This window comes from Bacillus sp. ISL-46 (assembly GCF_018613205.1).
This window is the reverse complement of record NZ_JAGGQR010000063.1, coordinates 9,055-19,732: the sequence shown is the minus strand read 5'-3', so window position 1 is coordinate 19,732 and position 10,678 is coordinate 9,055. Positions and strand designations below refer to the sequence as shown.

Below are 10,678 nucleotides of genomic sequence, written 5' to 3'. Positions count from 1 at the left end.
CCGCATAAATTAACAAAATATGCTGTTTATATTTCTAATTCTATGCCATTTACTTAATATCCTGCGAATGTTCTTGTCAATCTTTTAGGCATTTCTTGTTGAACTAACCTCCCTCAATAAAGAAAGCAAAATCTCCCGATTTCTCCGTTTTTCTTAGAATTTCATAGTAGTTTACCTTTCGGTAATCACTTAATAGTTGGGTGAACATTACTGAAAAGGATAAAAATGGACCCATTGAGAAAAAAGACTTATAACCCACCAACCAATCATTTACATAAATTGGTATATGAGTCAAAATATGATCGCACTGGTGGATGTCCACATTACTCATGGAGGTCAACCCTCCCATGCCTCACAGAGTCTTCGCTCTCAAATTCCTTCGTCCAACCTTTCCATGAGGTGGATGTCAGCCATGCTGCCCCACAGGGTCCTTTGCCCGTAATTTAGTTGCTTTGCCGACTAATCCGTGCTTCAAATGTACCCAACCTATAAAACACTCAGCTACTATTTAATCTAATCTAAAACAGAATTAAGCGGCCATTTCTACCTTCTTTGCTACTGATAAATGCGGAATATCCTTTAACATTTTTTCTTCACTAAATTCAAATTGCTTTTTACTTATACTAAAGAAAATACGGATCAGTTTATTACATAAAGCAATTAGGGACTGCATCTTCTTTAATGGATTATCAGAACGTTGATTATAGTAAGCATGTAATGCTTTAAAAGCAGAATTTTTTGCAACGAGAATCATACACACCCTAAACAATAGAGCCCTCAGTTTCTTACGGCCCCTCTTTGTAATCGTCGTTTTTCCTTTGTGCTTACCAGATGTATTTTCTTTTAAACTTAAGCCAGCTAGCTTAATAATTTGTCGGGGATGAGTATAATCATTGAGGTCACCTACTTCCGCAAAGAAACCGGCAACCGTATCCCTTCCTACACCTTTGATGGCTAACATTTGTGGTACCCCTGGTATTTCATCAAGTAAAATATCTATTTTTGAATCTAATTCTTCGAATTTAAGCTGGATTAAATCATATTTATCTAGTAATGTTTTCAGCTCCAGTTTAGCCATATCAGAGCCTTGACGAAGTCCGATGGACTTACTGGCTGCTTGCTTTAACCCTCGAATCTTATTAAGCCCAACACTCCGGCTAACGGCTTTTCTTAAGTGAGTAAGCAGATCTTGTTCAGAGAAGTTTATTATTTCATGCGGTAAAGCATATAGTTTTAAGAATTGTAAGGCTGCCTTTCCTTCCCACTTCTTAAAGACAGTAAGAAATTCTGGAAAGTATCGATCTATCCAGTTATGGACCTGCCCTTGGACCGTTTGGAGGTCGTCCGTTAAAAGATCGCGTATTTTTTTCGCCACTCGGAGTTCTGCATAAACCCCTTGCGGAATCGTAGGTTCGGCGTATCTTCCGTCTTTTACCAGCTGGGCAATAACTTTGGCATCCTTTACATCGTTTTTAGTTGGTGAATTATCATCGAGTTCCTTACTTTTCTTTACGTGTAAGGGATTAACCACTACAAACTTAATGTCATTTTCTTTTAGAATATGAGCCAGGTTGAACCAATAGTGGCCAGTTGGTTCCATTCCAACCATGACTTTTCCCATGGCTTGTTCTTTCTTCAGTTGAGATATCCATGTAAGAAAATGCTCGAACCCCTCTTTTGTGTTTTCAAAATAGCAAGGTGATCCGAACTCCATTCCCCTAAAGTCCTGGGCACGTGCCACATGCTTAAATTTAGCAATGTCGACCCCTATAATAAGTGTTCGAGAAGTAATTTGAGCAATCTTCTTATTTTGGTTATAATTCATTGTAAATCCTCCTGGTATTTGAGTGTTGTCCTTTTCGCTGGGGAGCTTTAGGACACTCTTATTCTACCAAGAGGTTATTTTTTTTTTCAAACCTCATTTTCACGCATTACAGGAATGCTGCCCCTTTAGTTGAAGAAGGTCAATCTAAATAAGGTGCAGCCAATTAAAGGCAACACCTCTTCGCGTTCTTATCTTGATATATGTTTGTACTCTAATACTTCTACTTTAAAACCATGACTACATCTAATTTTGGGGCTGTCGCAGGATGGAGATACTCTTACTTTAACCAAGTCCTCTGCATATTCCAATGGGCTATCGCTATTCTTAGGAATTAGAAGCCTCACGGAAATATCATAGGAATGATTGTTGCTATAAACAATACCAACAATCCTCTGTGACTGCCAGCCAAAAGTAGCAGCATCTTTACCTGGATATTCTTTCATCACTCTTTCATCACTCTTTTATCAATAGATGGAAATATAATATCTCTAATAATATCCTCTGGTGTGACATACCAGTCATCTGAAAATGGTTTAATTTCCTTTGGCTCTGGAGGTTTAGCATAAGTTAAGTTTCCTGTGACAAACATTAAAGAAATGGTGAAAAGGACAAATCATTTTCTTCATGATGCTCACTCCCATAATTTTATAGTTAGAATTCGCATCTTCAAATAATATTATCCACAACAACCAATAACCCCGTACAACCTGCCAGTTCGGCGCTGCACCACAGAGAATGAAAATCATTACGTTGCTTACTCCGTTAGTTAACAAAGACTATCCTACTAATGCACAATTTAATCGAACTACGCACTAACTAATTTGTTGATGAACTAGCCGAAAATCTACCCAAATATCTCTAAGTAGTACAATTTCGTTATTTTCATTGCTTATAAATCCCTTTTCAACGACGTAGGGAATGTCTGCCTCGAATACTACAAGGTCATTATCATTGAGCATATTTTCTTCTAGGTAAACGACTTTTTTCTTTACCATTTTCAATCCTCCCTCAAACTTCTTACTTCCACTTGCATTTTTAACTTACCATACTCATCAAAAACGAGAGTAGGTGTACTAATTCTCATCATCACACCACAATCATTACATGCATAACAATCCATAGATACATATTCAATTCCTTTGTTATGAAGGTGAGTGTTTACGTCTTTAAAGTAATTAACACAAACAATTCTTTCACTCATTTTAATTACATTGTCTTCCCTTTGGATACGCATTTTTCATCCTCCTTTTTTCTAGCCGCTTTCTTTGATTGTTCAATTGTCTTTAAAATTTCTTTGTAACACTCATCGCAATAATCCATGTGTATGGAATATTCCACTGGATACCAACAACCGCACTCTTTACATACTGGATTTAATCCGTTGTCCATTGTCATTTTCTCTACTCCTTTTACGTCGGAATATATGTCAAATACGACATAAAGGGAGCTTATTTTCTCCTCTCGCTTCTTTAACAAACCTGCTTCGGCAGTACAACAAAAAAGCTTTACCCTTTATTTGAGTAAAGCACCCGTTCGTGGAAGATTCCCATTATCTCAAATTCCAATAATATGAAACTTTGCATTAGGTTTCAATTCTAATACCTTGTTTTTCGTATATTTTTTATAGCAAATTCGGGGGCATGTTTTGGAGAACTCCATTTAATTTTTTCTATGAAATCTTTATGACTTTCACTGTAGTTAATCCAATCAACAGTATCTATCGCAAATACTTGAAAATCTGTTTGAAAAGGAGTTTGACGTTTACATTTTGGATTTGGGCAACCTTGTATAGAAACAGGTTCTATTCTCTCTGTTTCAGTAACTCGAACACTTTAATAACACTTTTGTTGTATTATTTTTTCTATTTTTTTCGGATGTATTCAATTACGGGGAAAATGATCTGTTCTTCTAAACTCTCAAAATTTTTATCCATCAATAAGCGTTTACCTTCAAATGCAAATGCTTCAAGTAAATAGCTGATTCTTGGCTTTCTATAAGCTTTACTATTGGCTTCGCACGCTTTCCAAACCTTTTCTTCAAGGTCTTTTGAATAACGTCTGTGCTGGATACATTTTCGAATTAATGACTTTTTTACATCTATATATCCTTCCCAAATGTACTTTTTAGCCAATTCTTGCCACATTTCCGTTCGAATTTGTTCTTTGATTTCAACATTTACAACATTTTTTGTGTTTATTTCATTTGTTTCTTTTACAACATTTGTTATATATATTTCGGGCAAACGCTGTTGAATAAATTCTTGCAATATGTTTTCAGGGATTTTCCACCCTTCCTTTCTTGAAGCTGGAGCAATTCCTTTTATCGCACCTTGTCTTAGCCACCTGCGGACACTCTCTTTGTTGGTCGTAATTTTATTTATTTTTAATAGGTCAAACGCTTCATCAACGCTATACATTTTCATAAATACTGCTCCTTTAAGACAACAATTGTTTTATTAAATCCATTATACAACAAATGTTGTTTTATTAAAATGCAACAATCGTGTTATTAGGATTCTTACCAACAAAACGTATATTAACAAGACTACAAATTGAAAAATTCTATAAATTAAAGGACAAACATATTTATATGTAAAATATGTAATCTCCTTACTAATGAAAAGTAAAAAGACTGCTCAATTAATTGAGCAGTCAATGGGAATAAAATGACGTATGGAAATAACTTTTGAACATGAGAATTATACTGGCTTAGATTTGTGACTAATACATACACCCTATATATTTTATGAATTTAAAAGCGCTAGGTGATTGTGTAATTTGGAGCAAGGCTTGAAATTTTTCTTATGCGGTAGCCATTTCACAGTGAGGTTTGATGTATATTTTAAGCCTTGCTCTTGTAATTATTGTCTCCTTAGTGTTCACGGAGTATGCATAATTTACGTCGTCCTTCCTTTTATATAGAAAGGAAAATCTCTCATTTTCTCCAAATTACGTGGTAGTCTGTTTATTTTCATTTGAGGATTGGAATAATGATGTATTCAAGGATAATTTTCTGTACAAGGTGAAAAAGCTACTGATAGTTACCAAACCTCACTTATCCAAAAGGTGGATAACTAGTTAAAGTATGGTTGCACTGGCGGATCCCCAAATTTCTAATGGAGGTCAACCCTCCCATATCTAACAGAGTCTTTGCTCCAAAATTCCTTCGTCCAACCTTTCCATAAGGTGGATGTCAATCATGCTGCCCGTTACTTGAAGAAGAAAATAGCATTACCATTTTTCCAGGAATGCACCCATTATTAAATCATTATGCAAATAACATCTTACTATATCATTTCTACTTACAAATGAATTGAATTCTATATATGCTTTGTATTGAAATGAATGGGCTATTATATTAAAAATAAAAAGTAATTTGGCCTGAGAGCGAATCTCAGACAGGACCCCAACTTCAATTTTTGAATATATTTAAATAAAATAAGGAAGACAGAATTATAGATAGAACAAACATTCTGTGTTAAAATATAAGTAAAGATAATTAGGTATTATCTTTACTATACATAATATTGTTATTAGTAATAAATTCAATTCTTAGGAGGTCAATAAATGAATTATTTGACTCTTCTTCAAAATATGAATGGTGAACAGTACTTAACCCATTTACAGGAGAATCTAAAAGCTCGTCATCTACTTGATGAAAATCGAAACCTCACACTTGAAAATAGTTCCGAACAGGATTTTATTGAAATGTTTTTTATAGAGAAATTGTTTCCCAAGGATAAAAAGCTTTCTTCCCACACGATTAAAGCCTACCGCTCAGATGCGAAAACGCTGCTCACTTTTCTATCGGAGCATTCTCTATCTTTTCGAGATATTGGATTCCCGGAAGTAAAAGCGTATAACCAATTTATCAAAGAAAAGTATGCAGCAAAATCTGCCATTCGAAAATTAGAGTTTTTCCGAAGGTTATTGGACTTTGGGTATGAAACGCAATTTTATAAAGCTCACCTTTCCACTTGGATCTCCAAACCAGTATCTAAAAAAGGACACTATATAATAGAAGAAACTCGTCACGAAGATGCACAAACACGATTGCAAGTTAGGGAATTGAGTCAACGAGACGCTGAATTTTTGATTTCCTTTTTTCCTAAAATTGTGAAAGCAATACGAAATCGAGAACAATTGGAGAAAAGAAATTTGCTGATTGGCTACCTGCTCTATACCACGGGGCTTCGTGCAAGTGAGCTTTTAAGCTTAAATTGGGGAAGTTTTCGCTATAACCGTAAAGGATTTTTATTCGCAGATGTAATTGGAAAAGGGAATAAACCTCGATCAATCCCTATAAGAGAAGAAACACAAGAAATTCTATTTAGTTATCGAAAAAGTATGGGCGAATCTGTTGAAATAAATATGCAAGATACAAGCCCCCTTTTTTTCGCTTTATACAATAAAAATGAACCTCTAGTAAATAAAAAACGGTTAACCTACCCTGCCCTGTATAAAATTGTGAAGGAAGCTGTACATCTTGCTGGAAAAAATTTAAGCGTTACTCCTCACTGGTTCCGTCATACATTTGTTACTCTTCTCTTGGAGAACGACGTTCCTCTTGCTGTTGTAAAGGATTGGGCTGGCCATTCGGATATTTCCACAACCAATATATATTTAGAACGTATCAATCAAGATAACTCATATCTTCATTTAAATAAAGTTAACTTGTTTTAGAGACATCAGTTGTTCAGTAACCTTTGATTAGAGAAAGAGTCCTTTTAAAACTTGTTTTTAGGAAAGCTGATAAAAGGAAAAAAGTGGCCATTTTTTTCAGTTTTTATTGATCTATATCTTGCATTTAATCAAGGTGGTATGTTATTCCTTAACGGCCAATTTCCATTAATTTTCATAATATTAGGGTACGTTCGTACCCTTTTTAATTAGTATGAACTTCTTTTTAATAAGTGAATGGGGATGAAAAAATGCCTTATGGATTTATTAGACATATTGAAGATAAAGGATACAGTTTAGAGACAGTAAAAAGTTATGATAAGGTAGTTAACCAATTTTTTAAGTTTATAAATAAATCTTACCCTTTTAATAAGGAGCCTTTTCAAATTTCTCCTACTGATATTAAAAATTACTTAGAAGAACAATTAGAACGGGATAAGAGTATTTCTACTGTTAATAAAGAGTTAGCGATCATCAAGACATTTTTCCATTTTCTTTGGGAGTTTAATAAAGTACCCATTGATCCAGCTGTGAAAATGAAACGTTTGAAAATTGAAAAGGAGCTTAAAGTAATTGTTACTTATGATGAAATACTATCAATCTTGGAAAATGTGTTGTTAAACCAGGGATATTCTAAATTGAGAAAAGCCGTATTCCTTTTAGCTGTAAAGGGATTAAAGACAGCAGATTTTCGTTTTAAAAAAGAAGATATTATTGATGATCTCGACAATAATAACATTGTCATACAACTTAAGAATCGTTCAATTTCTTTAAGAGGTACTGAAGCCACATGCTTTCGGGAGTACTATGTGGAAACAAGGTATAATGAAAGTGATTTTGTCTTTACCACTACACCACATGGAGAACGTTCTGGGGGACCTATTCAGGTTATGTCTATTCTCAACCATTTGAGAGCGATATCTTCAGATTATCTAGGGGAAAACGATCCAGCATTGACTCTGATATCTATACGTAGAGCAATGGCATTACATCTGTATTTAAAAAAATATTCCCTACAAGACATTGCAAAAGAACTTGGAATAGAGGAAAATTCAGCATCTAATTACTTAAAATACATTTTAATTGGAAATATAACCCCAAAATCTTAATTCGAACAAAGTGGTTTAAAGAATTAATTTAATTTGTGGTTAGACCGTTATTTAATTTTTTGATGATAAATATTTTATATGTGTCTTGTTTCCTTATTTTGGTGTGTTGGAGATTTGCATTCTAGCGCATTTATCTTTTCATTTATGTACAATCTTACATGTAATTTCGTTGTGGGTTAATTGTTTGAGTATTCAAGAAAAAAGATAATATATACACAAATATTTCTCTCTTCTTTTAAAAAGATCATTATATTGTTAAAGAATCACTATCGACTTAACTTTTAATATTCATATTAATATGATATATATTTAAAAGTAATGATGCAATATACAATATATACTGAAATAACAACAATTATATAATATATGAAATTATTAATATATATTTCGACATATATGTTATTAGTTTTGTGAGAAAATTAATATTCCTATCGTCCCCTAGCTTGAATAGATTAAAGTCAATCGATGGCAAGGAATAAAATTTCTTCGCAAATACAAAAAGTCTCGTAAATACTTTTCGAGACTTTTTTGATCTATTATGAAAGAGTATAATTTTTAAAGACACACACAGTTTTGAAGTTAGAGGGATGTTATCTTTTTTGGTTCCATTTGTCCGTATCTAATAGTATAAAGTCTTGATTTAATCCACTTTTTAACTAGTCATATACTATTTAATTTTATCTAATATTATTTAAAAACATCTAATCTGTGACCAAGATGTGACCAAAAGTGTGACCGGTTTTTTTGGTTTATTGTTAGGTAGAACAAATCATTGGGGAGGTTTAAGCAAACCTCCCTTTTTCTAATTAAGTATCAAAATGACAATCTTATTAATATAAAACAAACACCCGTTTTATAATAGATTCCGAACTAGGATCAAGACAGCGGTCTCTACCCTGTCAAGGTAGAAAAATGAATTGAGTTAAAACAGTTTAAGTTTGAAAAAGTTGGTTTAATGGGCTCTATTTTTGAGAATACGCAGTTTAGACAGAAGGTATCGGGGCAATGTGATGAATTTTACCACCAGTTCCCCCAATGTTTCCGTATGCCACATTTTACGAAATTTCATACAGATGGAAAGACAGGAAAGCCGTAAATTACATCTTATTACATCATGCCGCCCATAAATCCTTCGTATTGTAACATGTTTAACGAAAGTTTATAAATGTTGATTAACTCGCTTTATATCAACGTTTTTTTATAATTCGTTTTGTAACATCTTTAACATTAAATTATTACTTATTACGAGCTTACGTTACCCATTTGTTACTCCATTTTCAATCTATGATGTAATTTATTTTGCCTATTATTTTAGTTACCTTTATTGAATAAGTTAACATTTTTTAGGAGCGTATTTCTTACGTTCTTTTATGTGTCCGTATAATATGAAGAAATACGAATTAAAACAATTCTTGTTATATCAAGGTTTAGCGTTTTTTACTACCTAAAATGAAAATGAAATAATATCCGGTTATATATGTTTCGTGGTCAAAATGTGGTCAAAATTAAAAGATATTTGTCATACAATAGTAGTTCCAATATGGTGGAGAAAAGTTAAAATAACAGTAGAATTACTTTGTTAAATCATAATAGATTTAGCATATGAAATAACTGTATATTAGCACATAAAAACGCTTGGATAAAACCAAGCGTTTTTTCGATCCTTATTCAAAAAACGCGGTTGATTGTTGAATAAAGAATTGAATTTAAGCCCCCTATAACCCCAATAACCATGGGGCATATAAAAGAATAACCGTTTGTTGAACAGCTGATTACAGGGTATATTGAGTATGGAAATGACCAGCAGCGTTCATAAATAGTTCCTTTAAAATGCGATCATATTCGTTTAAGTCAGAAGGATTAGTAATCAATATGGATGGAAAAATCATATCATTCTGCCTTAACTTTGCAGTTGAAAAGCCATGTTCATGGTAAGAAAACATCCTATCTTTTAAATCTAATACAGAAGTTAAGATTACATATGGACCATTAAGGCCTAGTTCCTGTAAGTTAAGAAATGCATTCGGTATGATTTTTAATATCCTTTCAATAATTGGTTTTGCATAAATTTTAGCATCTTAAAAACAGAAGAGTATATACGCAAGTCTCAAATGCAGCTTAAAAGATTAAAAGAATCAGATTTGGTTATTATTGATGATCTAATGTATTTGGCAATGGATCAACGGGAAGCTGACCTGTTCTTTCATCTAATTAACCATTTATATGAACGAAGTTCCATTATCTTGACCTCTAATAAAGGACCAGAAGAATGGGTTGAATTAATGGGAGATCAAGGAATTACAACGGCTATATTGGATCGTTTGCTTCACCGAGTAGAGGTTATTCAATTAAATAAAAATGACAGTTATAGATTGAAGCACCGAATTACCATTTTCGGTAAGGAGAGTGTTCAAAATTAATCAGCAAAAAGTGTTCAAAACAACTTGACGGTTACATAAGTAACACCTACCTTTAATTTTGTAGGTATTTTACCCAAATGCTTCTTCAACAAACCTGCCAATTGAATAAATAAAAATAGCCGCAATGGAGTTATTTATAAAATTCCTCTTGGAGCAGCCACAAACATCGCTTTATTTGCTGATATGTGCCCTAAAATACCTGTCCGCTACGAAATCATTGGTGATGTTACCTCTGATATTAAAACGGAGGTGAAGCACAGGAATAAATAATACTTTTCTTGAAATCGACTTAGTCATAAATGTCAAAATGAACGTCATTATCCCTTATTTAGCAAAGCAAACCTATTTAACAAAAGTGATTAAAATCGGCGACTTATTTGTTCAGGGAAGAGTCCCTCAATATTATAATCAGTCCGGAACAATAGTATGCCGATTACTGTTCCTGGAAAATAAAGCTTATAAAGAAACCGATATAATTAAAATAAGGCTGACCCAGAAGAATTCAATAGGTCAGCCTTTATTGGTTATCATTTTTATTTAGGTTTACGCATTCTCTTTACCGCCAAATTGGAAGCCGAGATGACCGGTGTATTTACCAAGATTACCGCCAAGATGAGCGCCTATTCCTTGGCCGCCGCCTAGCTG

At 33.4% G+C, this 10,678-nt stretch carries 9 protein-coding genes and 2 pseudogenes; 4 read left to right on the top strand and 7 right to left on the bottom strand.

Going from position 1 to position 10,678, the window contains the following annotated elements; genetic code table 11:
• Positions 1-103: 103 nt before the first annotated feature.
• The 7 genes from J7E67_RS26075 to J7E67_RS26045 form a co-directional block, all read right to left on the bottom strand.
• Positions 104-331, bottom strand: coding sequence for a hypothetical protein (locus tag J7E67_RS26075; protein ID WP_214733104.1), 228 nt, complete (start codon positions 329-331; stop codon positions 104-106).
• Between the two features lie 198 nt (positions 332-529).
• Positions 530-1,825 (bottom strand): IS110 family RNA-guided transposase, encoded by a 1,296-nt coding sequence (locus tag J7E67_RS26070; protein ID WP_214733103.1) that lies wholly within the window; start codon positions 1,823-1,825, stop codon positions 530-532.
• A 188-nt stretch (positions 1,826-2,013) separates the two neighbouring features.
• Positions 2,014-2,271, bottom strand: a complete 258-nt coding sequence (locus J7E67_RS31575) for a hypothetical protein (protein ID WP_251027009.1) — start codon at positions 2,269-2,271, stop codon at positions 2,014-2,016.
• A gap of 366 nt (positions 2,272-2,637) precedes the next feature.
• A complete protein-coding gene (locus J7E67_RS26060) occupies positions 2,638-2,820 on the bottom strand; it encodes a hypothetical protein (RefSeq protein WP_214733102.1) in 183 nt (60 codons plus the stop codon).
• Positions 2,821-2,822: 2 nt separating this feature from the next.
• Entirely contained in the window at positions 2,823-3,059 is a 237-nt protein-coding gene (locus tag J7E67_RS26055; protein ID WP_214733101.1) for a hypothetical protein, read from the bottom strand.
• A complete protein-coding gene (locus J7E67_RS26050; protein WP_214733100.1) occupies positions 3,032-3,220 on the bottom strand; it encodes a hypothetical protein in 189 nt (62 codons plus the stop codon). The genes J7E67_RS26055 and J7E67_RS26050 overlap by 28 nt, the downstream gene beginning before the upstream one ends.
• Before the next feature lie 466 nt (positions 3,221-3,686).
• Positions 3,687-4,247 carry a helix-turn-helix domain-containing protein gene (locus J7E67_RS26045; protein ID WP_214713523.1) on the bottom strand — a complete coding sequence of 187 codons (561 nt, stop codon included), beginning with the start codon at positions 4,245-4,247 and terminating at the stop codon, positions 3,687-3,689.
• 1,144 nt (positions 4,248-5,391) lie between these two features.
• On the opposite strand from J7E67_RS26045, the gene J7E67_RS26040 reads away from it, so the two are divergent.
• The 4 genes and pseudogenes from J7E67_RS26040 to J7E67_RS32420 all read left to right on the top strand — a co-directional run bounded on the left by J7E67_RS26040 (position 5,392) and on the right by J7E67_RS32420 (position 10,574).
• Complete coding sequence (locus tag J7E67_RS26040) at positions 5,392-6,507, top strand: tyrosine-type recombinase/integrase (RefSeq protein WP_214733099.1); 1,116 nt, start codon at positions 5,392-5,394, stop codon at positions 6,505-6,507.
• A 248-nt stretch (positions 6,508-6,755) separates the two neighbouring features.
• Entirely contained in the window at positions 6,756-7,613 is an 858-nt protein-coding gene (locus J7E67_RS26035) for a tyrosine-type recombinase/integrase (RefSeq protein WP_214733098.1), read from the top strand.
• A 2,075-nt stretch (positions 7,614-9,688) separates the two neighbouring features.
• A pseudogene (locus J7E67_RS26030) lies at positions 9,689-10,033 on the top strand (ATP-binding protein); the annotation flags it as partial.
• Positions 10,034-10,138: 105 nt separating this feature from the next.
• A pseudogene (locus J7E67_RS32420) lies at positions 10,139-10,574 on the top strand (sporulation protein YunB).
• The last annotated feature ends 104 nt before the right edge of the window (positions 10,575-10,678 follow it).

Bases quoted from the DNA above. Each gene is read 5' to 3' on its own strand.
- J7E67_RS26075 (WP_214733104.1), bottom strand. From the start codon at position 331: ATGAGTAATGTGGACATCCACCAGTGCGATCATATTTTGACTCATATA.
- J7E67_RS26070 (WP_214733103.1), bottom strand. From the start codon at position 1,825: ATGAATTATAACCAAAATAAGAAGATTGCTCAAATTACTTCTCGAACA.
- J7E67_RS26060 (WP_214733102.1), bottom strand. From the start codon at position 2,820: ATGGTAAAGAAAAAAGTCGTTTACCTAGAAGAAAATATGCTCAATGAT.
- J7E67_RS26055 (WP_214733101.1), bottom strand. From the start codon at position 3,059: ATGCGTATCCAAAGGGAAGACAATGTAATTAAAATGAGTGAAAGAATT.
- J7E67_RS26050 (WP_214733100.1), bottom strand. From the start codon at position 3,220: ATGACAATGGACAACGGATTAAATCCAGTATGTAAAGAGTGCGGTTGT.
- J7E67_RS26045 (WP_214713523.1), bottom strand. From the start codon at position 4,247: ATGAAAATGTATAGCGTTGATGAAGCGTTTGACCTATTAAAAATAAAT.
- J7E67_RS26040 (WP_214733099.1), top strand. From the start codon at position 5,392: ATGAATTATTTGACTCTTCTTCAAAATATGAATGGTGAACAGTACTTA.
- J7E67_RS26035 (WP_214733098.1), top strand. From the start codon at position 6,756: ATGCCTTATGGATTTATTAGACATATTGAAGATAAAGGATACAGTTTA.